Source organism: Massilia timonae CCUG 45783, from assembly GCF_000315425.1.
Taxonomy (GTDB): domain Bacteria; phylum Pseudomonadota; class Gammaproteobacteria; order Burkholderiales; family Burkholderiaceae_D; genus Telluria; species Telluria timonae.
This window is the reverse complement of sequence record NZ_JH992922.1, coordinates 882,542-905,465: the sequence shown is the minus strand read 5'-3', so window position 1 is coordinate 905,465 and position 22,924 is coordinate 882,542. Positions and strand designations below refer to the sequence as shown.

Genomic DNA, 22,924 nt, shown 5'->3' with positions numbered 1-22,924 from the left:
GATACGAGCGCAACATCGAGGAAAGAAACCCGACCGGATAAGCCGCAATCTTGGTAAACTGCAACAACCACCAGTTCTCGAAATCAGGCTGAACTTTGTCTACCACATCAGATGTTTTGGGTCGTTACTACACTGCTAGCTCGGTGGGCTCGCTTCTTATCTCATCTCTTCCTACCTCTCATCCAAGCATCGTACTCGACCTCGGCTCGGGCGACGGTGCGCTGACCGCCGCTGCTGTAAAGATTTGGAGCGCTGCTCACTACTACACTGTTGACATTGATAGTGACGCTAACAGCGGTCAACTGCGAAAGTTGTATGGGGGTTCTTTTACCCACCATGTAGGCGACGCATTAGAGGTCAACATTGGCGAGAGACTGGGTTTGAAGCCCGCTACCGCAGACATCGCTATTTGTAATCCTCCCTATATCAGGCGCCGTTGGAAAAAGAGCTTTGGTGCGATTTTGGAAGAGGCAGGGCTAAGCGGGATTCTACCAAGGATCAGAGATGTTCCCGCTGACATTCTGTTTATAGCGCAAAATTTACGCTATCTTAAGAACAACGGTCGATTAGGAATAATTGTACCGGACGGTTTGGTATCCGGAGAAAATTGCACCAATTTCCGGCGGAAGCTGGCAACGACCCATTCCATTGAAAAGGTAATCGAGCTTCCGCGAAACATTTTTTCCAAAACTGACGCTAAAGCCCACATCGTTATCCTCGCGAAAAACTTAACTGGGCCGGCTGATATTCAGGTTCAGCAGCTCATGTTGAACGGGGCTTTGTCAGAACCGTTATTTGTATCGCAAGAAAAAGCAGCGCATCGATTGGACTATTCGTATTTATGCGAGCGGTCGTTAAAGGCGAGTACCTCAATGATGACGATTCGGGACGTTGCTAACGAGCTTAGAAGAGGGACTATTTCCTCCGCGCAACGTAGACAGGTTACTTTTCCTGTCGTACATACAAGCGACATCACACCTCAGTTAAATAGCATTGGTCGCGATTTTGCCATAGCGGAAAAGGCGCTAGCCGACCTAAGAGGGCCTATCGCCAATCGAGGAGATATTCTGCTAGCGCGAGTGGGTAGAAATTTAGAAGAAAAGGTTTGCAGAGTATCAAGCAACAACGTTGTTGTTTCGGACTGCGTATTTATATTGAAGGTCAAGCGGAAATACCAAGCAGAGCTGTTAGCCTACTTGCGCAGCACTATAGGCCGTCAAGCACTTAAAGCGATAGCGCATGGAGTAGGCGCTCGCTTCTTAACTTCGGAAGCAATATTAGAGATTCCGTTTAGGAAAAAAAATGGCGATTGACGAGATTTTGTCTAACATAGATGACGAGAATTTTTTCGAAGTCCGGGCGGACCAATTAACGCTTGCAACTATAGAAACGAGTACATCTGTCGATGGGCCGGCGCTAAACGTAGTCCGAGAACTATTAGTGCCTGGCGCGAAATTGCTAGTCGGCCCGCGGGGGTGCGGAAAAACCCACCTCATGAGGTATACGTGGGCATACTCGCTTCAACAGAATACCTTTCCGTTCGCCATATACCTTTCGTTCAATCGGTATTATCGTCTTGAGCCCCTCTTAAAGAGTAGGACTAATGCGTTAGATTTATTCCATGGATGGGTTTTGTGTTTATGTTACTTGGGAATTTACGAGTCAATTGCAGCGTATCTTTCGAAGGATGACACCATTGATTCGGACGAGCTATGGCTGGAATATTCCCAAGAAGCGCTTCTTGGAATCGTTGCACGTTTAGAACGTGGTGCTGCGTTACTGCCCGAGCAGGAAGAGATATTTGATACGCTTTCTCTTGCACATTTGAAGTCCACAATAGATAGGATAACCGTAGCACTGAAACGGCGACGCAGCATAATCTTGCTGGATGATGCTGCTCTAACCTTGGCTCCGGAATATTTACCTGACTTCTTTGATTTTTTCCGCTCCCTCAAGTCGCCGACAATTTCGCCTAAAGCTTCTGTGTATCCTGGCACTACAGAATATGGTCCACGTTTTCACGTAGCGCACGAGGCCGATGAAGTTGCCGCGTGGTTTTCAGTCGAGTCTCCTGATTACCTTCAACTGATGGATTCAATTGGCAGCAAACGGTTAAGCGCATACGATACCATTGCACCGGAAGTCCGCGACCTTTTTAAATACGCAGCATTTGGAATACCTCGTGCATATCTTACATTGCTTAATGCTATGAAGCAGCAAATGGGCAAGGAAGGTACGATTCAAAGTAAAGTAAATGCAATTCTTGACGCCTTCATAAAGAACAAGGATGCCGAGTATCTATCGCTGGCTACGAAGATTCCAAAATTCAAGACCTTGATCACTGCCGGGCTTGATGTATTTCATAAAACTTGCAGCGAACTTGTATCCGAAAATCAAAATCTTCTCCAAACAGGCGAAAAGCAACTGTTTATCGGCATCCAAGAATCCTCAGACAGAACGGCCTATGTCGACCGAATGTTTTCATTGCTAATCGAAGCCGGCTTACTTTATGGATTTGCATCAGTTTCACACGGTAAGTCGCGTGTATATGAACGCTTCATACCACACTTGGCTCTGCTGATTCGTGACAGAGCCTTTTCGGAAGCTCGCGGATTCTCTGCAATTAAAGTTGTTGATGTTTTGAAGAAGCCGAATGTGCGACATCCGCTTCGTAGGTCGATATCGACTCTTATCGAATCAAATACTTTAAAGGGACTGAAGTTTGATTTGCCACGATGTCAAAATTGCGGCGCGGAACGTCTCACGGAAGCTTCGCGTCATTGTCATATTTGTGGAGCAAAACTTACAGATGCATCCACCTTCAAAAGCTGCATGGAAATCGAGCTTGCTTCCATCCCCACTTTGAATCAGTGGCAGAAAAACAAACTGAAACAAGATATGCCCGAGGTTCGCACCGTCGGTGATTTTTTGGCACTACAAGACCCTGGCTCAGAGTTGCGGAAAATAAGTTATGTCGGCCCACGGCGGGCAGTAATCATAAATAAGAGCATTGAAATTTTCGTCGATGAATTTTTATCCTAGATAATGGGCACACAAAAACTCGAGCCGTTTTCTGCTGAAATTTCGCCAGCCGAAGCGTTGTCTGAACAATTGAAGTTGACTTCGTTCTTCGAAAATCTTGACCCAACTGGTCCGCTCTCGCCTATTGACCGCTATTTGGAAAACACTAACCGTCTGAATAAAATTCTGCTGGATAACAGAAGCCAATATACCAATGAGTTAGGAACGCTACTTCTGTTGGGCTACGTATCAGCCGTAGAGAGCTATTTACGAGGAATTATTCGTGGACTAGTTCAGGTCGACGAGTGTGTGGCTCGTCTTGTTTCGCCGTTACAAGTAACATACTTCGCGGCGCTTCACCATGAGAAAACGTTACTTCCGGAAGCTTTACTGGAGGGTGTTTCATTCATTAGTCAAGCCAACATCTCTAAAACCCTTAAAGAATTCTGTGGAATTAGCGGGATGGGAGATGGAAGCGTTCCGAAATCACTGGAGCCAATTTTTCAAAAATACAATCAAATTTGTCAGCTACGGCATTGTTGCGTACACCGGTTTGGGCTATTAGGGGCCGACAATGCTAGACGCCTTAATCTTCCCGCAAACTACTTGGAAAAGCCCATAACCATACTACCTCCTGCTATTGAGGAGGTTAGTATCATACTGGAAAAGTTTGTAAGCTCACTGAACTCTTATATTTATACCGATGTCCTACAGAGGAGTCTTTGGCTTAGCAAGAGCATTCATACAAATCCTGAGATTAAGTACATCTCTACGTGGAACCTGGATTTTCTGCAAGATGAAACACGATTTGCCCGATACTATGATTTGTTCGCCATTACTAAATCTCAGCCGTCGTCACCGTCGCTGTGGGAAGAATACAATGGTTTTTTGGCATGGGCAAAAGGCTCCATTGCAACGGACACGATAATGATTAGAAACAAGCTTGCAAAGAAGCCAGAAAAGACAGCCAAACCGGACACTCCTTTGGCAGGAACGGCACAGCAAACGCGCTCAGAAGCAGTGCGAAATGCAGAGCCTGCTATTCACGACGATAAATTTAAAGACCTTCCCCCGGCTGCGGCAGACATCTTGGCTGCCGCAGCTGCAGAATAGGCCATTGACAAACCTCAGCCAGAAAGAGTTACCCACGCGGGCTCCAGCGCTATATTTAAGCATTGACAAATACCATTAGAGAGCAGGTTCAGGGCTAATGCCTGTCACTTAAGGCTTGACCCGCAGGCAGCAGGAGCTAAAACGGATTCACGTGCAACGTGAATCCGTTTTTTATTATGGCTCTCCAACTTGTGAGATAGCCCCCTGATCCACCAGACACAGTTGATGCGGTATCCTTACGGATAGGAATACGACTGTGAATATGACTAGGAACAACCAAACCATCGAAGTAGTGACAGTGTCAGAGGAGCGGCGCCGTCGCTGGTCAGTGCAGGAAAAGGCTGCGCTGGTCAAGGAAACGTACGAGCCAGGAATGAGTGTGTCGCTGGTCGCGCGTAAGCACGGCATCAGTGCCAGCCAGCTGTTCAATTGGCGCAAGCTCGAGCGAGACGGCGCCCTGGTCGCGGTGCAATCAGGTGAATCAGTCGTGCCGGCGAGCGAGCTGGCAGCGGCACGTGCCCAGATCGCACAACTGCAGCGCATGCTGGGTAAGAAGACGATGGAGGCGGAGATCCTGCGCGAAGCGGTCGAGCTGGCTCGCGAAAAAAAGTGGATTGCGCGCTCACCCTTATCGGACAAGGACGGGCAGTAAAGCCTGTCTGCGTTGTCCTCGGTGTAGCGCGCTCGCACGTGATTGACCTGCTTGCCCGATCCGCAAACTGGGTCGACAAGCGCACCGTGGCCAGGCTCGACCCGGTCGCCGACGCGATGATTGCTGACGCGGTACGGGCCGAGATCACGGCCCTGCCGACCTATGGCTACCGTCGTGCTGGCGCCCTGGTGAACCGTACGCGCAGCCTGATGGGCTTGCGGCCCGTGAACCACAAGCGCATGTACCGCGTGATGAAGGAGCAGGGTTTGCTGCTGCCGAAATCGCCTAGGCGTAGTGATAGCGGCCGCACTCACGACGGCAAAGTGATGGTCGAAGAATCGAACCAGCGCTGGTGCTCGGATGGCTTCGAAATCGCCTGCGACAACGGCGAGGTGGTGACTGGCGTTTTCATGAAGGATTGCTGTGACCGCGAGATCATCGCCTGGCGTGCATGGATCGGCCGGGGCCTGCCTGGTGAGCCGGTTCGCGACATGATGATCGAGGCCGTGGAGACGCGTTTCGGCAGCACGGACGAGCGGGCGATTACCGTTGAATTCTTGAGTGATAACGGCGGCGCTTTCCGAGCCATCGAGACGCACGCCCTGGCGCATCAACTGGGCATCAAGCCGGTGCATACGCCGGTGAACAGCCCGCAGTCGAATGGCATGGCAGAGAGCTTCGTGAACACGTTTAAACGCGATTACGTCGGCGGCATGGACCGCAGCAGCGGCGCTGTCGTGCTGGCCCAGTTGCCCGATGCATTCAGGCATTTCAACGAGGTGCATCCGCATTCGGCGCTCGGCTACAGATCGCCGCGCATGTTTAGGAAAGAGCGACGCCGTCAGGCTCTGGAAACTGACGCTAAATAGGCATCAGGCTGTGTCCGGGAAAAGCGGGGCAAGATCACTTGATCTGAACTATGCGGCTCAGCTGGCACCGCATGAGTTACGTGAACGATGACCATTACTGTGGTCAAAACTAGTGTTTAAATGTGTCTCTCAAGCATTAATATCGATCTGCCAAAATTTGACAAATTTGCCGCGCATTTGACAAACATAATTTGACTTTGACAGACATAATTTGATTCTGTCACCAGCGTAACAATGGATCGCGCTCACTCGACCGTCACCGACTTCGCCAGATTACGCGGCTTATCCACATCGGTCCCACGCGCCAGCGCGGTGTGATACGCCAGCAGCTGCAGCGCCGCTACGTGCAGGATCGGCGACAGCAGGCCATAGTGTTCCGGCAGGCGAATCACGTGCAGGCCATCACCCGAGGTGATGCGCGAATCGACGTCGGCGAACACGTACAGCTGGCCGCCACGCGCACGCACTTCCTGCATGTTCGACTTCAGCTTTTCCAGCAGCGCATCGTTCGGCGCGATCGTTACTACCGGCATCTCTTCGGTCACCAGCGCCAGCGGGCCGTGCTTCAGTTCGCCGGCCGGGTAGGCCTCGGCGTGGATGTACGAGATTTCCTTGAGCTTCAGCGCGCCTTCCAGGGCGATCGGGTAGTGGATGCCGCGCCCCAGGAACAGGGCGTTCTCTTTACGCGCGAATTCCTCGGCCCAGGCGATGATCTGCGGCTCGAGCGCCAGCACCGACGACAGCGCGACCGGCAGGTGACGCATCATCTTGAGGTGTTCGGCTTCCTCGGCATCGGTCAGGCGGCCGTTGACTTGCGCCAGGGTCAGGGTCAAGAGGAACAGCGCCGCCAGCTGGGTGGTGAAGGCCTTGGTCGAGGCCACGCCGACTTCGACGCCGGCGCGGGTGATGTAGGCCAGCTGGCACTCGCGCACCATAGCGCTGGTCGAGACGTTGCAGATGGTCAGCGTATGGTGCATGCCGAGGCTGCGCGCGTGCTTGAGCGCGGCCAGGGTGTCGGCCGTCTCGCCGCTCTGCGAGATGGTCACCACCAGGGTGTCGGGGTGCGGCACGCTGTCGCGGTAGCGGTATTCGCTGGCGATCTCGACGTTCACCGGCACCTTGGCCACCGACTCGATCCAGTACTTGGCGGTGAGGCCGGCGTAGTAGCTGGTGCCGCAGGCCAGGATCAGCACGCGGTCGATCTTCTTGAACACGGCATAGGCGCCGTCGCCGAACAGTTCCGGCATCACGCCGGTCACGCCCTCGAGCGTGTCGCCGATGACGCGCGGCTGCTCGAAGATCTCTTTCTGCATGTAGTGGCGGTACGGGCCGAGCTCGGCCGCGCCGTTATGGGCGTGCACGGTTTTCACTTCGCGCTCGACCGGACGGCCGTCGACGTCGACGATCCAGTAGCGGGCCAGCTGCAGGTCGACCACGTCGCCTTCTTCCAGATAGATGATCTGGTCAGTGGTGCCGGCCAGCGCCATCGCGTCGGAGGCGACGAAGTTCTCGTCCTTGCCGACGCCGACGATCAGCGGCGAGCCCTGGCGCGCGGCGATCACGCGGTGCGGTTCTTCGCGGCAGAACACGGCGATCGCGTAGGCGCCGTGCAGGCGCTTGACGGCTTGCTGCACGGTCTCGAACAGGTCGCCGGTGTACAGGTGGTCGACCAGGTGGGCGATGACCTCGGTGTCGGTCTGGCTCGTGAACTTGTAGCCCAGGCCGGTCAGTTCGGCGCGCAGCTCGTCGTGGTTTTCGATGATGCCGTTGTGGACAAGTGCAATGCGCGCATTGTCTTCGGTCGGCGAGAAGTGCGGGTGGGCATTGTGCGACGCCGGGGCGCCGTGGGTGGCCCAGCGGGTGTGGGCGATGCCGGTGAAGCCGTCGAGGCGTGCCTCTTTGACTTGCGATTCGAGGTCGGCCACGCGCGAGGTGGAGCGCGAGCGGGTCAGGCGGCCATCGAGGTGGACGGCGACGCCGCAGGAATCGTACCCGCGGTATTCGAGCCGTTTCAGGCCCTCGATCAGGACGGGGGTGATATTACGCTTGGCGACTGCACCGACGATACCGCACATGGCTAACCTCTCGAATGGAAAAACTGTTGAGTCTTATCGTAAAGCAATCGTAATGAAATAAGCTTACAGTGCGCAGCCATATTTGTTAGATTATTTCATGACGACTCATGAACAAAATAATATTTCATATACACATAAAAATTTACCGAATATTTCATCACGATGACCGAGCTACCCACCCTCGACGACCTCGATCGTCGCATTCTGAATATTTTGCAAACTGACGCATCGCATACGAACGCCGAACTGGCGGCGCTCGTGCACGTGTCGCCGCCGACTTGTTTGCGCCGCGTGAAGCAGCTGACCGAGAGCGGCGTCATCGAACGCCAGGTGGCGATCGTGGCGCCCGCCAAGGTCGGCAGCCGCCTGTCCGCCATCGTCGAGATCACGCTCGACGTGCAGGCCGCCGAGCGCATGGAAGAGTTCGAGACCCTGGCCGCCAAAGAAGCGGCCGTGCTGCAGTGCTACCGGGTCTCACCGGGACCCGATTTCGTGCTGGTCGTGCAGGTCGCCGACATGCCGGCCTACCATGCGCTGGCGCACCGGCTGTTCACGTCGCACGCGAACGTGCGCAACGTGAAATCCTATTTTTCGACCCACCGCAGCAAATTCGACACCCGCATCGCCGTGTAAAACACGGGCCACCGCCTGTGGATAATATTGTGGAAGACCAGGTGGATGGACAGGGGGTAACCACGGTAAAACCCTGTGTTTATCTTGTTTGTTTTCTGTGATTACCCTGTCGACAGCCGGTGGATTACTTCTTCACTTTCACCGGACGCTTCCATCCTTCGATGGTGATCTGCTTGGGCCGCGAGATGGTCAGCATGCCGGCCGGCGCATCCTTGGTGAGCGTGGTGCCGGCGCCAATGGTGGCGCCCTTGCCGAGCGTCACCGGCGCCACCAGCTGGCTGTCGCTGCCGACGAACACCTCGTCCTCGATCACGGTGCGGAATTTATTCGCGCCGTCGTAGTTGCAGGTGATGACGCCGGCGCCGACGTTCACGCGCGAGCCGACGGTGGCGTCGCCGATATAGGCCAGGTGGTTGGCCTTGCTGTGCGCCGCCACGGTGCTGTTCTTGACCTCGACAAAGTTACCCACATGGACGTCCTCGCCCAGCTCGGTGCCGGGACGCAGGCGCGCATACGGTCCGATCTGCGAGGCGGCGCCGATGGTGGCGTCTTCGATATGGCAGAACGGCTTGATATTGGCGCCAGCACCGACCGTGGCGCCGACCAGCACGCAGTTGGCGCCGACCTTCACGCCATCGGCCAGCTCCACCCGGCCTTCGAACACGCAGCCGACGTCGATGACGACATCGCGGCCGCAAACCAGTTCGCCGCGCACATCGATGCGCGCCGGATCCATCAAGGTCACGCCTTTTTCCAGCAGTGCATGTGCGATATTCAATTGATGACGACGCTCGAGCTCGGCCAGCTGCACCTTGCTGTTCACGCCAGCCACTTCCCATTCGCCCGACGGTTGCGCCGACACGACCGGCACGCCGTCCGCCACGGCCTGGGCCACGATGTCGGTGAGGTAGTACTCGCCCTGGGCATTGTTGTTGGACAGCGCCGCCAGCCATTTCTTGAGGTGGCGGGTCGGGATCGCCATGATGCCGCTATTGATTTCGCGGATGGCGCGCTCGGCCTCGCTGGCATCCTTTTCTTCGACGATGCGCACGATCTGGCCGTTCTCGCGCACGATGCGGCCCAGGCCGAAGGGGTTGGCCTGTTCGACGGTCAGGATGCCCAACTTGTCGCTTCCTGCGGCCTCAACCAGGCGGCGCAGCGTGTCCGCCGTGGTCAGCGGCACGTCGCCATACAGCACCAGGGTGGCGGCGCCATCGTCCAGTTGCGGCACGGCCTGCATCACCGCGTGGCCGGTGCCCAGCTGCGGCTGCTGCAGGGCGGTATCGATCGACACACCGGTTTCTTGCGCCAGTGCGGACACCATGTCGGGCACCGCTGCGCCGCCGTGGCCGTAAATCACACATAATTTCTGCGGACTCAGGCTACGGGCCGTATCGATCACGTGGCGGAGCAGCGGCTTACCAGCCAATGGATGCAGGACTTTCGGCAGGGCGGATTGCATGCGCTTTCCCATGCCGGCGGCGAGGATCACAACGTTCATAAGCCGTTCTCAAAAAGTTGAAAATATGAAAAATTCTAGCATGCGAGATACCCTGTTCCGGCGCACCTTAGCGTTAATGGCGATTGCCCTGATGGCGCTGGCGGCCGGTTGCAGCACCATTCGCTTCTCGTACAACCAGGGCGACACCTTACTGTACTGGTGGATGAATTCCTATGTCGACTTCGAAGGACAACAGGCCGACACCGCCAAGCGCGACATCAATGGATTGTTCCAATGGCATCGCCAGACCCAGTTGCGCGACTATGCTGCTCTATTGGGCAATTTCCAGCAAAAACTGGCGGGCAACCCGAGCCAGGCCGACCTGCTCCAGGCCTACCGCGAGATCCGCGTGCGCGGCGAACGCCTGTCGCAGCGCGCGGTGCCGGAACTGACGACGCTGGCCATGTCGATCACCCCCGCGCAGATCGCCAATATCGACAAGAAGTTCAAGGACAAGAACGAGGAATACCGGCGCAAGTTCATGAGCGGCAGCGTCGAGAAGCGCCAGCGCGCACGCTTCAAGAAATCGATGGAGCAAATGGAACTGTGGTTTGGCAATTTCACCAGCGAACAAGAAGCCGCCCTGCGCCGCGCCTCCGACCTGCGCCCGCTCGACAACCAGCAATGGTTGGAGGAGCGCCAGTACCGCCAGCGCCGCATCCTGGCGCTGCTGCAAGAGGTGCAACAGAAAAAGCTCAACCGCGAGCAGACCACGGCCAGGGTGCAAGGCCTGATGCGCGAGTTGTTCACACGCATGGAGTCGCCCGAGCGCAAGGCCTTCTATGACGCCAGCATCGACCACACGACGAAATACATCCTGACCGCGATCAAACTGGCGACGCCGCAGCAGAAGGCCCATGCGCAGCAGCGCATGCAGGGCTGGATCAATGATTTCGAGGCCTTGGCGGAAGGTAAATAAGCAGGGAAGGGCGGCCAGCGCAGGGTGGGAAACCCGCATGCTATAGTGCCGCCCATGCAAAAAAAGTCCATGAAATCAAGGCCCCAGGCCGCCAAACCCCACGGCGCGCCGCGCATGGCCCAGCACCAGGTCCGCATCATCGGCGGCGCCTGGAAACGCACGCTGCTGCCGGTGGTCGACGCCCTCGGCCTGCGTCCCACCCCCGACCGCGTGCGCGAGACCGTGTTCAACTGGATCAACCACCAGCTCGGCAGCGACTGGAACCAGGCCAGTTTTCTCGACCTGTACGCGGGCTCCGGCGTGCTCGGCTTCGAGGCCGCCAGCCGCGGCGCGGCGAAGGTGACCATGGTCGACAACCACGGCCCGGCCGTGCGCCAGCTCGAAGCCAACCGCGACAAGCTCAAGGCCGACAACATCACGATCCTGCGCGCCGACGCCCTGACCCTGGCGCGCGACCTGGCCACCCGCGGCCAGCGCTACGACGTGATCTTCCTCGACCCGCCTTATCAACAGGACTTATTGGCCAAGACCCTGCCGCTGTGCGCGGCGCTGCTGCTTGAAGGCGGCATGGTGTATGCCGAAGCCGAGGCGCCGTTGCCGACCGGGGGCGACGACGTCCCCGACTGGCTGATTGGCTGGGAAGTGGTGCGCGCCGACAAGGCGGGCATGGTGTATTACCATTTGCTGAAGCTGCAAGAAAAGGCGGCCTGAGTCCCGCCAGGGGCCTGGAAACCGCACAACCATTGGGCAAACCATGCCCCGGCCTGGGGCGGATGCCGTATTTTCAGGCATAATGCGCGTTCCAATAGGGTGTTCATTTTCAGGGAGCCGCAATGGTTGTAGCCGTTTATCCAGGTACGTTCGATCCGCTGACCCGCGGCCACGAGGATTTGGTACGTCGCGCATCCGGGCTGTTCGACCGACTGGTGGTCGGCGTCGCCGACAGCCGCAACAAACGTCCGTTCTTCACGCTCGAAGAACGCCTGGATATCGCCAACGAAGTGCTTGGCCATTACCCCAACGTGCAGGTCGAGAGTTTCTCGGGCCTGCTCAAGGACTTCGTGCGCAAGCACGATGCCCGCGTGATCGTGCGCGGCCTGCGCGCGGTGTCCGATTTCGAGTACGAGTTCCAGATGGCGGGCATGAACCGCTACCTGCTGCCCGACGTCGAAACCATGTTCCTGACCCCGTCCGACCAGTACCAGTTCATCTCGGGCACCATCGTGCGCGAGATCGCCATGCTGGGCGGCGACGTGTCCAAATTCGTTTTCCCTTCGGTCGACCGCTGGCTGCAGCAGAAAATCGCCAGCATGGCGCAAGCGCCGAAGGCCTGATTCCCCAGGACGTATCATGGCTTTATTGATTACCGACGACTGCATCAACTGCGACGTCTGCGAACCCGAATGCCCCAACGATGCCATTTCGATGGGCGAAGAGTATTACCAGATCGATCCGCACAAGTGCACCGAGTGCGTCGGCCATTTCGATGAACCGCAATGCGTGCAGCTGTGCCCGGTTGCCTGCATTCCGCTCAATCCGGAATGGCGCGAATCGCGCGAAGAACTCCTCATCAAGTACGAACGCCTGACGGCAGACAAGGTCACGGCCTGATTCCCCCCAAGCCGGCGACTCTGCCGGCTTTTTTGTTTCCCCGCCTCGATTTTCCTGACCGCATACCGGCTAGTCCGGCATGTGGCGTCCGCACGTCCATGAACGCCATCCTCTCATCCAGCGCTACTCGTCCGTCCTGAACTACTACTCCCGGTCAAATTTCATCGGCGCTTTTTCGCGCTTGTTGGTCTGCTGTTTTCGCTTGTCCGTCGCATTACCGTAAGTATCATTTTATATAATCTAGAATGTGAACTTTGTTGAACCTGCAGGATTTATCAACCAAATTACATTAAACCGCTGCCAATTTCACGCAATACTGGAAAATTTTCGTTTCAATCGAGAGCGACACACTACTCATCCATATTCATTCAACATGCATCCAATACACGTCATAATATACTCATCATTCTATCAATTCACTTTTCATGGATCTCATTCTAAACCCGACTATTTGACTCTTTGTGAACTTTGTTAAATAAAAAGGACGAGAAAAGCCCGGTAACGCAAAGTCACCGGGCGTGAAGCGACATCCGGGCGTTTTTCAGGGGAAAAGAAGATGTGTCGCCGTGGCGGCGTACGACGGAGGGCAGGGACGAAAAAAAACGCGGTGTCCGTTGCCGGAGACCGCGTCAGGGGGAATCAGGTAATGATCAGTGGCGGATGCCCATCGCACGCACTTCGGCGGCGTCCACCGGATCCAGGCTGGCCAGCTTGCGCTTGAGCGCCAGCGCCTCGTCCAGCGCACGGCGCGCGGCCTGTTCGGCCTTGCTGCGGCGTGGACGCACGGTCAGGTACAGGGCGCGGCCGATGCCGACCAGCAGTGGGCGGAAAAACAGGACGAAGCCAGCCAGCAAGGCAAGATACACGGTGGTGCTGAACACCTGGCCGTAGGGCACGGCGGCGGCAGCTTGGACTAGGGTGGCAGTAGAAGACATGATAGGCTCGTTCTGTTATTGTTGAGAACTATAGTGCGTCGCAACATATAAATCTAATTCCGTTCACTGATGGCACTTATACTGTTTGTGAATGATTTGGAGTACACTACGCGTACCCCTGTCTTCACAACAGTTTTCTCCTTGATCCCATGAGCTTTCTGACGCTTGACCTGAATCTGCTGCGCGTATTCGACGCGGTGATGACCGAGCAAAACCTGACCCGCGCCGCCGGCCACCTGGCCATGACCCAGCCCGCGGTGTCGAATGCGATCAAGCGACTACGAGAAAGCCTGGGTGACGAGCTCCTGATCCGCACCGCCTATGGCGTCAAACCGACCCCGCGCGCCGAAGCCTTATGGCCGGCCGTGCGCCAGGCCCTGGCGGCGCTGGAAGCGGCGGTGATGCCGGAAACCTTCGACGTCTCCAAGGCGCAGGCGACCTTCCGCATGGCGATGGCCGACGCCACCGCCGCGCTGTGGCTGCCTTCCCTGATGCGTTCGATCGAACGCGAGGCGCCGGGCGTGAACATCCGCATGGTGCCGCTGACAACGCGCGAACCGCGTCCCATGCTGTTGCGCGGAGACATCGACCTGGCGGTCGGCTTCTTCCCCGGCGTCGCGGCCCAGCTGTCGTACGAAACCGGTTCGCCGATCCGCCACGAGCGCCTGTATTCCGGCGTCTATGTGTGCGTGATGCGCAAGGACCATCCGCTGGCCAAGGAAAAGCTCGATCTCGACACCTATTGCAAGGCCAACCACTTGCTGGTGAGCTTCTCCGGCCGGGCCCACGGCCTGGTCGACGAGGCGCTGGCCCAGCTCGGCCGCGAGCGCCGCATCCTGTTGACCGTGAACCAGTTCTTCACGGCGGGCAGGGTGGTGGCGAACTCCGACCTGATCACCGTGCTGCCGAAGCACTTGATGGTCTCGACCGGCATGACCGACGTGCTGATCTGGAAGGAACTGCCGTTGCAGTTGCCGGCCGTCCACCTGGACATGCTATGGCATGAGCGCGACGGCCGCAGCCCGGCCCACCGCTGGCTGCGCAAGAACCTGGAATCGATGGCCGAAAGCGCCTCCAAGACCGGCGTGCGCAAGGTCGTCTGACAGCGCCAGCACGAACCTCGACGAAGCAAAATGCTTCACGTGAAACAAAAACGGCCAGGCAAATGCCTGGCCGTTTTATTGATGCGCCGGCTTGTGCTCAGCGGATCGGCAGCTTGGTCGTATTCTTGACTTCTTCCATCACCGCATAGGTGTGCGTCTCGCGCACGCCCTTCTGCAGCAACGTCTTGCCCAGGAATTCGCGGTAGGCCGCCATGTCTTTCACGCGCGCCTTGACGAGGTAGTCGAAGCCGCCGGCCACCATATGGCATTCCAGCACCTCGGGAATCATCTGCACGCTCTGCTTGAACGCATCGAACACTTCGGGAGTGGTACGATCGAGCACGACCTCGATGAAGACCAGCAGCGACACATCGAGCAGCTGCGGATTGAGCTGGGCCGTGTAGCCCATGATATAGCCCGACTCGTGCAGTTTGCGCACACGCTCGAGGCAGGCCGCCGGCGACAGGTTCACGCGCGCCGCCAGCTCCACATTGCTGATGCGGCCGTCATTCTGCAGCTCGGCGAGGATCTTTTTGCTGATCTTGTCCAACATCGGGTGTCTCCCGTTAATTTTATTCGGTCAGATTGTCGCATCAAAAACTATCTATTGCTAGTATCGATTAAAAGCAGAATTAATCCAGAAGAAATCCTTCTACAATCGAATCATTTCCACCGACGTACAAACCGCGCCGACCACCATTTGTGGGACGGCGCTTTTGCTGTGCGGTGCCCTTCGTTGTGACTTTTTCTTTTGACTAGATAGCCATGCAGATCGCTGCTTCCCCGGCCTCCACCTTCGTTCCCTTCGACGCCCTCCACGCTGAAACCAAAAGCGAGCAAACGCCCCTGCGCGCCGCCATCACCGCCGCCTACCGCCGCGACGAAACCGAGGCCGTGCAATGGCTGCTCGCGCAAGGCGCCACGCCGAGCGCGGATGCCCAGCCGCTGGCGCATCTCCTGGTGTCGAGCGTGCGCGAAAAGCGCACCCGCGCCTCGGGCGTCGATGCGTTGATGCACGAGTTCTCGCTGTCGTCGGAAGAAGGCGTGGCCTTGATGTGCCTGGCCGAAGCGCTGCTGCGCATTCCGGACAGCGAGACCGCCGATCGCCTCATCGCCGACAAGATCAGCCGCGGCGACTGGCGCAAGCACCTGGGCGAATCGCCGTCGCTGTTCGTCAATGCCGCAACCTGGGGCCTGCTCATCACCGGCAAGCTGGTCTCGACCAATAGCGAGCAGGGTCTCGGCTCGGCGCTCACGCGCCTGATCGCGAAGGGCGGCGAACCGCTGATCCGCAAGGGCGTCGACATGGCGATGCGCATGCTGGGCAACCAGTTCGTCACCGGCCAGACGATCGACGAAGCGCTGAAGAACAGTCGCGACAACGAGACGCGCGGCTACCGCTACTCTTATGACATGCTGGGCGAGGCGGCGCTGACCGAAAGCGACGCCAGGAACTACTACGCCTCGTACGAAGCCGCCATCCACGCGATCGGCAAGGCCTCCAATGGCCGCGGCATCAAGGATGGCCCCGGCATCTCGATCAAGCTGTCGGCGCTGCATCCGCGCTACAGCCGTGCGCAGTATGCGCGCGTGATGGGAGAGCTGCTGCCGCGCGTACGCAGCCTGGTCCTGCTGGCCAAGACCTACAACATCGGCATCAATATCGACGCCGAGGAAGCCGACCGCCTCGAGATCTCGCTCGACATGCTCGAAGCGCTCGCGTTCGACGCCGACCTGGCCGGCTTCGAAGGCATCGGCCTGGTGGTGCAGGCATATCAAAAACGCTGCCCGTTCGTGATCGATTACCTGGTCGACCTGGCCAAGCGGAGCGGCCGCAAGTTCATGGTGCGCCTGGTGAAGGGCGCCTACTGGGACGCCGAGATCAAGCGCGCCCAGGTCGACGGCATGCCCGGCTATCCAGTCTATACGCGCAAGGTGTACACCGACGTCTCTTATCTCACCTGCGCGCGCAAGCTCCTGGCGGCGGCCGACGTGCTGTATCCGCAGTTCGCCACCCACAACGCGCACACGCTGTCGGTGATCTATACCTGGGCCAAGCAGGACAACGTCAGCAACTACGAATTCCAGTGCCTGCACGGCATGGGCGAGACGCTGTACGACCAGGTCGTGGGCAGCAAGAACCTGGACAAGGCTTGCCGCATCTATGCGCCGGTCGGCTCGCACGAAACCCTGCTGGCCTACCTGGTGCGCCGCCTGCTGGAAAACGGCGCCAACTCCTCGTTCGTGAACCAGATCGTCGACGAGAACGTGGCGATCGACACGCTGCTCACCGATCCGTTCGACGTCGCGCGCGCCAGCGGCGGCAAACCGCATCCGGCGATCGCGCTGCCGCTCGACATGTTCGGCGCCGAGCGCAAGAATTCGAACGGCATGGACCTGGTCAACGAAGACGTCCTGGCCAAGGTGGCGCTTGGCCTCGCGCAGCAGCGCCAGCACGTCGCCGGTCCGCTGATTGCAGGTTCGGTCGATGCCGGCGCTCCGGCCAACGTGATCAACCCCGCGATGTCGAGCGATATCGTCGGCCAGGTAAGCGAAGCCTCGCGCACCGACGTCGAAACCGCCCTGGCCGCGGCCAGCGCCTTCGCCGCCGAATGGGCCGCCACCGCCACCCATGAACGCGCTGCGATCCTCGAGCGCACCGCCGACCTGTTCGAGCAGAACGGCGTCGAGCTGATGGCCCTGGCCGTGCGCGAAGCCGGCAAATCGCTGCCGAACGCGATCGCCGAATTGCGCGAAGCGGTCGACTTCCTGCGCTATTACGCGGTGCAGATCCGCAGTTCAAGCAAAGCCGAGGCACTGGGCCCGGTCAGCTGCATCAGCCCCTGGAACTTCCCTCTGGCGATCTTCACCGGCCAGGTGGCGGCCGCCCTCGCGGCCGGCAACGTGGTGCTGGCCAAGCCGGCCGAGCAGACCCCATTGATCGCCTGCCGCGCGGTGGAGCTGTTCCTCGAGGCGGGCACCCCGCGCGCCGCGCTGCAGCTGCTGCCGGGCCGCGGCGAAGTGGTCGGCGCCGCCCTGACGGCCGATAGCCGCATCAAGGGCGTGATCTTCACCGGCTCGACCGAAGTCGCCCAGCTGATCAACCGCACGCTGGCCAAGCGCGCCGAACAGGAAGGCATCGACATCCCGCTGGTGGCGGAAACCGGCGGCCAGAACGCGCTGATCGTCGATTCCTCGGCGCTGCCGGAACAGGTGGTGCAGGACGTCCTGAGCTCGGCCTTCGACTCGGCCGGCCAGCGCTGCTCGGCGCTGCGCGTGCTGTTCCTGCAAGAGGACATCGCCGACAAGACCATCAAGATGCTCAAGGGCGCGATGCAGGAACTGCGCGTGGGCAGCCCGGACCGCCTGGCGACCGATATCGGCCCGGTGATCGACGCCGAGGCCCAGCGCAACCTGCTGGCCCACATCGAGCGCACCAGGGCCACGGCGCGCAGCCACTTCGCGCTCGAGCTGCCGGCCTCGGTCGTCGCTGCCGGCACCTTCGTGCCGCCGACCGTGCTCGAAATCGCCTCGCTGGCGGAACTCAAGCAAGAGGTCTTCGGCCCGGTGCTGCACATCGTGCGCTATCGCCGCGCCGAGCTGCCTGCGGTGATCGATGCGATCAACGCCACCGGCTATGGCCTGACCCTGGGCGTGCATTCGCGCATCGATGAAACCATCAACACCATCGTCAACCGCGCCCACGTCGGCAATATCTACGTCAACCGCAACATCGTCGGCGCGGTGGTCGGCGTGCAGCCGTTCGGTGGCGAAGGCAAGTCGGGCACCGGTCCGAAGGCCGGCGGCCCGCTTTACCTGAAACGCCTGCAGCGCGGCGCGGCGCCCTTGATGGAACACGTGCGCCAGCCTGAAGCGGCATTGGAAGCCCTGACCAGCTGGCTGCGCGCCAATGGCCAGCAGCCGGTGGCCGCGCTGGCCGAAGGTTACGCGCGCACTTCGCTCAATGGCGTCTCGATGGACCTGCCCGGCCCGACCGGAGAGAGCAACCGCCTGTCGTTCACGCCGCGCGGCGCCGTGCTGTGCGCGCCAGCCACCCCGGCCGGCCTGCTCAATCAACTGGCGGCGGCCCTGGCCACCGGCAATCGCGCGCTGGTGCTGGCGCCGACGCCTGAGTCGATTCCCGCCAACCTGCCGGCGGCGGTGAAGGAACGCGTGCGCTTCGTGGGCAAGGAAGAAATCGACGCGGCCGACGTCGCGATCGCGCTGGTCGAAACCGGCCTGGCCGGCCTGCTGCGCACGCAGCTGGCGGCGCGTCCGGGCGCGATCGTCGGCATCGTCGACACCGACGCCCTGGTGCCGGTGGACCTGTGGCGCCTGGTCGCCGAGCGCGCCGTCTGCGTCAACACGACGGCCGCTGGCGGCAACGCAAGCCTGATGACCCTGGGCCTGTAAGAATAGCCATCATGTGGGGTGGGCGGGTTTCCCGCCCACGCATCCAACAACCAATCAAACAGCAGGAGAGTCAGCAGCACCACACCACAACAGGAGACAACCATGCTTGTAGGCGTTCCAAAGGAAATCAAGAACCACGAGTACCGCGTCGGCCTCACGCCACCCTCCGTGCACGAACTGGTCGCGCACGGCCACCAGGTGATCGTCCAGCAAGACGCTGGCAGCGAGATCGGCCTGAGCGATGCGCACTACACCGCAGCCGGCGCCACCATCGCCGACAGCGCCCACGAAGTCTTCGCGCGCGCCGACATGATCGTCAAGGTCAAGGAGCCGCAACCGGCTGAATGCACCATGCTGCGCGAAGGCCAGATACTCTACACCTACCTCCACCTGGCTCCGGATCCGGAGCAAACCGCGGCCCTGGTCAAATCGGGCGCCGTCTGCATTGCCTATGAAACCATCACCGGCCCGGGCGGCGGCTTGCCCCTGCTTGCGCCGATGAGCGAAGTCGCGGGACGCATGGCGATCCAGGCCGGCGCCGCCCACCTCGAAAAATCCCGTGGCGGCATGGGCCTGCTGCTGGGCGGCGTGCCCGGCGTGGCGGCCGGCCACGTGGTCATCATCGGCGCCGGTGTCGTCGGCGCCAACGCGCTTCAAATGGCGGTCGGCACCGGCGCGCGCGTCACGGTGCTCGACAAGAACGTCGACCGGCTACGCCAGCTCGACCTGGTGTTCGGCAACCGCATCTCGACCCTGTATTCGAATGCCCATGCGCTCGAGGAAGCGGTCGTGAATGCCGACCTGGTGATCGGCGGCGTGCTGGTGCCGGGCGCCGCGGCGCCGAAGCTGGTCACGCGCGCCATGGTGGCGCGCATGAAGAAGGGCGCGGTGGTGGTCGACGTGGCGATCGACCAGGGCGGCTGTTTCGAGACCTCGCGCCCAACGACGCACGCCGATCCGACCTTCCTGGTCGATGGCGTGGTCCACTACTGCGTCGCGAACATGCCGGGCGCGGTGGCGTGCACCTCGACCTTCGCCCTGAACAACGCCACCATCGGCCATGCCCTGGCGCTGGCGAACAAGGGCTGGCGGCGCGCGCTGGCGGACGACGTCCACCTGCGTCATGGCCTGAACGTCTGCCAGGGCAAGGTGACCTTCGAGGCCGTCGCCCAGGCTTTGGGCTACGATTACATCCCCGCCGACTCGCTCCTGGGCTGAAGCGGCGCTTCCACCAGATGCCGGCACAGGCGCCGGGTGATGTGGAAAGCATATTGCGCGGCCACCGACTTCACGAAGCGCATGAAGTCGTGGGCCGCGTTTTCATTGGCGTTGTCCGACACCGCGCGGATGACGGCGAACGGCACATCCAGTTCGTGACATACCTGCGCCACCGCGGCGCCTTCCATCTCCACCGCCACCAGCCCGGGCAGGGCGCCATTCAAGGCATCGATGCGCAGGCGGTCGTTGACGAATTGGTCGCCGCTGGCGATCAGGCCGCGATGCACGCGCGGCTGCGTCAGGCCGAAGGCCTGTCTCTCGGTCTCGGAGATCGTGTCCAGAAAGTCGCATTCCAGGAAGGCGTGGGCGGCGCCGGACAGGCGCAGCGACAGCTGCTGGTCTGGTTGGAAATGCGTCTGGCCCGTGAGCGGCACCTCGAAACGCGGAAACAGGGGGCTGGCATCCATATCGTGCTGGACCAGCGATTCGGCCACCACGATGTCGCCGACACGGATCGTTTTATCCCCGGCGCCGGCAACGCCCGTGAAGAGGATGTGCGTAACTCCGAACTTTTCCACAAGCGTTGTCGCCGTCATCGCAGCGGCAACCTTGCCAATCCGCGATAAAACGCACACAGCGTCGATTTCCCACAGCCGTCCGACCCAGAACTCGCGTTTGCCGTGGATGAGCTTGGCGGGCCCTTCCATGGCTTCCACGAGGCCTGCCTGTTCTTCGTGCAAGGCGCTGATGATCCCTAGACGCATGTTTTCTTGATGAGTGAGTGTGTAGAGATGTCGTGCACCCTGGTGGCCGTTCAGATCGGCAACTGTGCATAAGGGACGGATTGTACACAGCTTCCACCGCATGCAGTCCTTGAATTGCAACGATCGTGGTTCTTGCTGGAAGAGGTGAACGACCTTTTCTGGAAGACGCTTTTTTGCCTGCGCTGTGTTTGCTTATTTAATTAAGAGATATGTATACAAGGTTGATAGTAGTAGGTAAACGCGACGTTCTCTGTGGATAAGACAGGTTTACTCCACAGTATCAACGGTTTACGACGCCGTTTACGCGCTGGAAAAAGCTTGCGTTCGGCTTGCACGGTTCTTGGACAACAAATCGGCGGTAGGAAAAAGCAGCTGTTCTGCACATCTGATGCTGTGGATATGCAGCGGCTTTTCCACAGCCGGATCTTTGTCACTGCTGTTCGGCAGGCATCGTTGACGGTACAGGTGCATCTTCCATGACCGGGGACCAGTGCGTTACCACGGCGTTTTTTGTACGCCATACATTGGTTGCAGCTTTTTGGGTGGTGCAGAGCCAGCTGCGATGGCGTTTCCTTAGATTGTTATAGCCAAAAGCTTGTATACAAAATGGTAGTAGTAGTAAACGCCGGCCGCTTTGTGGATAAAAGCGATTTTTTCCACAACATCAGGGGTTTACGGTCGTGTTAACCCGCTGGAAAACGCTTGTGCCGGCGCTGTAGGAAAGTTGGATAGAAATTGCTCGCCTGGACAAGCAGGGGTTTCTGCACATTCCATCCTGTGGATATTCATTCGGTTTTCCACAGAGGCCGGCTTTGTGCCGGTGTTGATGGCCCTGGCGAGCAAGGTGCGAGCGCCTGCAGTCGGGATGGCCAACTGCGTCGACTGGCGTGATATCGCTTCCCGGATTTGCCACACTCGACGAAAATTTTTTTTTTTCGCGGGCTCACCAGGTTTACAACCAATATCTGTATACAACGCTGATAGTAGTGGTTAACGGTCGCAGGTTTCTGTGGACAACCCGATTAAAGAACGAGAAATCAGGGATTTATGTCACGGATAAGTCCGTGCACTGCTGAGCAAACTGCTTGGTGGCAAATCTGGACAAGATTTTTGCCTGTGCAAAAAAGCTGAGTTTTACACAAACGATACCTGTGGATATCAAGTAGCTTATCCACAGAAGGGGTCTGGACAGGCGTTTACGTTCTGGTAAGCTGTTTCCCATCGAACTGAGGTACAGGGAAACGCATGGATGTCGTGTCGCGGTACGCCAGGGTCAATGGTTTGAGCATGCATTACGTGACTGCCGGTGAGGGCCCGCCAGTCCTGCTCCTGCATGGCTTTCCGGATACCCATGCGGTGTGGCGACGTCAGATCCCGGCCCTGGCCGCGGCTGGTTTCCAGGTCATCGCTCCCGACCTGCGCGGCTACGGCAAGACCGATATGCCGCCCGACGTCAGCGCCTACGCAGTCGAATTCGTGGCCGATGACGTGCTGCAGCTCATGGATGCACTGGGTATCGCCGAGGCGACGGTGGTCGGTCACGACTGGGGCGCGCAGATCGGCTGGCACCTGGCCATGCATGCGCCGCAGCGTGTCAGCCGCTATGCGGCGCTGTCGGTCGGCCACCCGAAGTCGCTCGCAAAGTCAGGCCTCACGCAAAAACTGCGCTTCTGGTACATGGCGGTGTTCATGACGCCGGTCCTGGCCGAGACGCTGTTGAGGGCAGGTGATTGGGCGGCGCTGCGCGCGATGAATCGCAGCCGCGAACAGCAGCAACTCTGGATCGATGCGCTGGCGCCGCAAGGCCGGCTGACTGCGGCCCTGAATTACTATCGCGCCAATCTGAAGGCTTCCGGCGGCAAGCGGTGGAAGCCGGTCGACGTGCCGGTGCTGGGCGTCTGGAGCGAGCACGATCCCGCATTGCGCGAGCAACAGATGCTGGACACGCGCCAACAATGCCGCGCCGGTTTCGAGTACGCGCGGATCGACGGCGTGGGCCATTGGCTGCAGCTGTCGGGCGCCGACCGGCTCAACGGGCTGCTCATCGATTTCGCAAGATCGCAGGCGGCGGTCACGCCGGCATAGCTTGTGCGGGGA

General features: G+C 59.1%; 18 protein-coding genes. 13 read left to right on the top strand and 5 right to left on the bottom strand.

Annotated features, from left to right (window positions below):
- Positions 1-95: 95 nt before the first annotated feature.
- From HMPREF9710_RS26905 to HMPREF9710_RS03835, 4 genes are all read left to right on the top strand, one after another.
- A complete protein-coding gene (locus HMPREF9710_RS26905) occupies positions 96-1,313 on the top strand; it encodes an N-6 DNA methylase (RefSeq protein WP_005664090.1) in 1,218 nt (405 codons plus the stop codon).
- Entirely contained in the window at positions 1,303-3,042 is a 1,740-nt protein-coding gene (locus HMPREF9710_RS27670) for a hypothetical protein (RefSeq protein ID WP_005664089.1), read from the top strand. The genes HMPREF9710_RS26905 and HMPREF9710_RS27670 overlap by 11 nt, the downstream gene beginning before the upstream one ends.
- A 3-nt stretch (positions 3,043-3,045) precedes the next feature.
- Positions 3,046-4,134, top strand: a complete 1,089-nt coding sequence (locus HMPREF9710_RS27665; protein ID WP_005664087.1) for a hypothetical protein — start codon at positions 3,046-3,048, stop codon at positions 4,132-4,134.
- 262 nt (positions 4,135-4,396) lie between these two features.
- A protein-coding gene (locus HMPREF9710_RS03835; protein WP_229409719.1) for an IS3 family transposase occupies positions 4,397-5,655 on the top strand; the annotation gives its coding sequence in 2 pieces (ribosomal slippage) (positions 4,397-4,727 and positions 4,727-5,655; 1,260 coding nt in all).
- A gap of 245 nt (positions 5,656-5,900) precedes the next feature.
- On the opposite strand, the gene glmS is transcribed toward HMPREF9710_RS03835, so the two are convergent.
- On the bottom strand, positions 5,901-7,730 hold the full coding sequence (glmS, locus tag HMPREF9710_RS03830) for a glutamine--fructose-6-phosphate transaminase (isomerizing) (RefSeq protein WP_005664082.1): 1,830 nt from the start codon (positions 7,728-7,730) through the stop codon (positions 5,901-5,903).
- Between the two features lie 162 nt (positions 7,731-7,892).
- On the opposite strand from glmS, the gene HMPREF9710_RS03825 reads away from it, so the two are divergent.
- The gene (locus HMPREF9710_RS03825) at positions 7,893-8,363 is read left to right on the top strand and encodes an Lrp/AsnC family transcriptional regulator (RefSeq protein WP_005664081.1); all 471 of its coding nucleotides are present in this window, start codon (positions 7,893-7,895) and stop codon (positions 8,361-8,363) included.
- Positions 8,364-8,487: 124 nt separating this feature from the next.
- Here HMPREF9710_RS03825 and glmU read toward each other — a convergent pair whose 3' ends face one another.
- Entirely contained in the window at positions 8,488-9,864 is a 1,377-nt protein-coding gene (gene glmU, locus HMPREF9710_RS03820; RefSeq protein ID WP_005664079.1) for a bifunctional UDP-N-acetylglucosamine diphosphorylase/glucosamine-1-phosphate N-acetyltransferase GlmU, read from the bottom strand.
- Between the two features lie 40 nt (positions 9,865-9,904).
- On the opposite strand from glmU, the gene HMPREF9710_RS03815 reads away from it, so the two are divergent.
- From HMPREF9710_RS03815 to HMPREF9710_RS03800, 4 genes are all read left to right on the top strand, one after another.
- Positions 9,905-10,783, top strand: a complete 879-nt coding sequence (locus HMPREF9710_RS03815) for a DUF6279 family lipoprotein (RefSeq protein WP_005664077.1) — start codon at positions 9,905-9,907, stop codon at positions 10,781-10,783.
- A gap of 69 nt (positions 10,784-10,852) precedes the next feature.
- Complete coding sequence (gene rsmD / locus HMPREF9710_RS03810) at positions 10,853-11,494, top strand: 16S rRNA (guanine(966)-N(2))-methyltransferase RsmD (RefSeq protein ID WP_229409718.1); 642 nt, start codon at positions 10,853-10,855, stop codon at positions 11,492-11,494.
- Positions 11,495-11,616: 122 nt separating this feature from the next.
- A complete protein-coding gene (gene coaD, locus HMPREF9710_RS03805; RefSeq protein WP_005664073.1) occupies positions 11,617-12,117 on the top strand; it encodes a pantetheine-phosphate adenylyltransferase in 501 nt (166 codons plus the stop codon).
- Between the two features lie 16 nt (positions 12,118-12,133).
- Positions 12,134-12,394 carry a YfhL family 4Fe-4S dicluster ferredoxin gene (locus tag HMPREF9710_RS03800; RefSeq protein WP_005664071.1) on the top strand — a complete coding sequence of 87 codons (261 nt, stop codon included), beginning with the start codon at positions 12,134-12,136 and terminating at the stop codon, positions 12,392-12,394.
- A gap of 650 nt (positions 12,395-13,044) precedes the next feature.
- On the opposite strand, the gene HMPREF9710_RS03795 is transcribed toward HMPREF9710_RS03800, so the two are convergent.
- Positions 13,045-13,329, bottom strand: coding sequence for a hypothetical protein (locus tag HMPREF9710_RS03795; RefSeq protein WP_005664069.1), 285 nt, complete (start codon positions 13,327-13,329; stop codon positions 13,045-13,047).
- Between the two features lie 149 nt (positions 13,330-13,478).
- Between HMPREF9710_RS03795 and HMPREF9710_RS03790 the strand changes: the two genes are divergently transcribed.
- Complete coding sequence (locus tag HMPREF9710_RS03790) at positions 13,479-14,432, top strand: LysR family transcriptional regulator (protein WP_005664067.1); 954 nt, start codon at positions 13,479-13,481, stop codon at positions 14,430-14,432.
- 97 nt (positions 14,433-14,529) lie between these two features.
- Here HMPREF9710_RS03790 and HMPREF9710_RS03785 read toward each other — a convergent pair whose 3' ends face one another.
- A complete protein-coding gene (locus HMPREF9710_RS03785; protein WP_005664065.1) occupies positions 14,530-14,985 on the bottom strand; it encodes an Lrp/AsnC ligand binding domain-containing protein in 456 nt (151 codons plus the stop codon).
- A 212-nt stretch (positions 14,986-15,197) separates the two neighbouring features.
- On the opposite strand from HMPREF9710_RS03785, the gene putA reads away from it, so the two are divergent.
- Together putA and ald are read left to right on the top strand one after the other, a co-directional pair.
- Positions 15,198-18,845 (top strand): trifunctional transcriptional regulator/proline dehydrogenase/L-glutamate gamma-semialdehyde dehydrogenase, encoded by a 3,648-nt coding sequence (gene putA, locus HMPREF9710_RS03780; RefSeq protein WP_005664062.1) that lies wholly within the window; start codon positions 15,198-15,200, stop codon positions 18,843-18,845.
- 102 nt (positions 18,846-18,947) lie between these two features.
- Positions 18,948-20,063, top strand: a complete 1,116-nt coding sequence (gene ald / locus HMPREF9710_RS03775) for an alanine dehydrogenase (RefSeq protein WP_005664061.1) — start codon at positions 18,948-18,950, stop codon at positions 20,061-20,063.
- Here ald and HMPREF9710_RS03770 read toward each other — a convergent pair.
- Positions 20,033-20,827, bottom strand: a complete 795-nt coding sequence (locus tag HMPREF9710_RS03770; RefSeq protein ID WP_005664058.1) for a 5'-methylthioadenosine/adenosylhomocysteine nucleosidase — start codon at positions 20,825-20,827, stop codon at positions 20,033-20,035. The two genes, ald and HMPREF9710_RS03770, sit on opposite strands and share 31 nt — an antisense overlap.
- 1,245 nt (positions 20,828-22,072) lie before the next feature.
- Between HMPREF9710_RS03770 and HMPREF9710_RS03765 the strand changes: the two genes are divergently transcribed.
- The gene (locus HMPREF9710_RS03765; RefSeq protein WP_005664054.1) at positions 22,073-22,912 is read left to right on the top strand and encodes an alpha/beta fold hydrolase; all 840 of its coding nucleotides are present in this window, start codon (positions 22,073-22,075) and stop codon (positions 22,910-22,912) included.
- Positions 22,913-22,924 lie beyond the last annotated feature (12 nt).

What these genes read in the sequence shown, in the direction of transcription:
- HMPREF9710_RS27670 (WP_005664089.1), top strand. Translation starts at nt 1,303, where the DNA reads ATGGCGATTGACGAGATTTTGTCTAACATAGATGACGAGAATTTTTTC.
- HMPREF9710_RS27665 (WP_005664087.1), top strand. Translation starts at nt 3,046, where the DNA reads ATGGGCACACAAAAACTCGAGCCGTTTTCTGCTGAAATTTCGCCAGCC.
- glmS (WP_005664082.1), bottom strand. Translation starts at nt 7,730, where the DNA reads ATGTGCGGTATCGTCGGTGCAGTCGCCAAGCGTAATATCACCCCCGTC.
- HMPREF9710_RS03825 (WP_005664081.1), top strand. Translation starts at nt 7,893, where the DNA reads ATGACCGAGCTACCCACCCTCGACGACCTCGATCGTCGCATTCTGAAT.
- glmU (WP_005664079.1), bottom strand. Translation starts at nt 9,864, where the DNA reads ATGAACGTTGTGATCCTCGCCGCCGGCATGGGAAAGCGCATGCAATCC.
- HMPREF9710_RS03815 (WP_005664077.1), top strand. Translation starts at nt 9,905, where the DNA reads ATGCGAGATACCCTGTTCCGGCGCACCTTAGCGTTAATGGCGATTGCC.
- rsmD (WP_229409718.1), top strand. Translation starts at nt 10,853, where the DNA reads ATGAAATCAAGGCCCCAGGCCGCCAAACCCCACGGCGCGCCGCGCATG.
- coaD (WP_005664073.1), top strand. Translation starts at nt 11,617, where the DNA reads ATGGTTGTAGCCGTTTATCCAGGTACGTTCGATCCGCTGACCCGCGGC.
- HMPREF9710_RS03800 (WP_005664071.1), top strand. Translation starts at nt 12,134, where the DNA reads ATGGCTTTATTGATTACCGACGACTGCATCAACTGCGACGTCTGCGAA.
- HMPREF9710_RS03795 (WP_005664069.1), bottom strand. Translation starts at nt 13,329, where the DNA reads ATGTCTTCTACTGCCACCCTAGTCCAAGCTGCCGCCGCCGTGCCCTAC.
- HMPREF9710_RS03790 (WP_005664067.1), top strand. Translation starts at nt 13,479, where the DNA reads ATGAGCTTTCTGACGCTTGACCTGAATCTGCTGCGCGTATTCGACGCG.
- HMPREF9710_RS03785 (WP_005664065.1), bottom strand. Translation starts at nt 14,985, where the DNA reads ATGTTGGACAAGATCAGCAAAAAGATCCTCGCCGAGCTGCAGAATGAC.
- putA (WP_005664062.1), top strand. Translation starts at nt 15,198, where the DNA reads ATGCAGATCGCTGCTTCCCCGGCCTCCACCTTCGTTCCCTTCGACGCC.
- ald (WP_005664061.1), top strand. Translation starts at nt 18,948, where the DNA reads ATGCTTGTAGGCGTTCCAAAGGAAATCAAGAACCACGAGTACCGCGTC.
- HMPREF9710_RS03770 (WP_005664058.1), bottom strand. Translation starts at nt 20,827, where the DNA reads ATGCGTCTAGGGATCATCAGCGCCTTGCACGAAGAACAGGCAGGCCTC.
- HMPREF9710_RS03765 (WP_005664054.1), top strand. Translation starts at nt 22,073, where the DNA reads ATGGATGTCGTGTCGCGGTACGCCAGGGTCAATGGTTTGAGCATGCAT.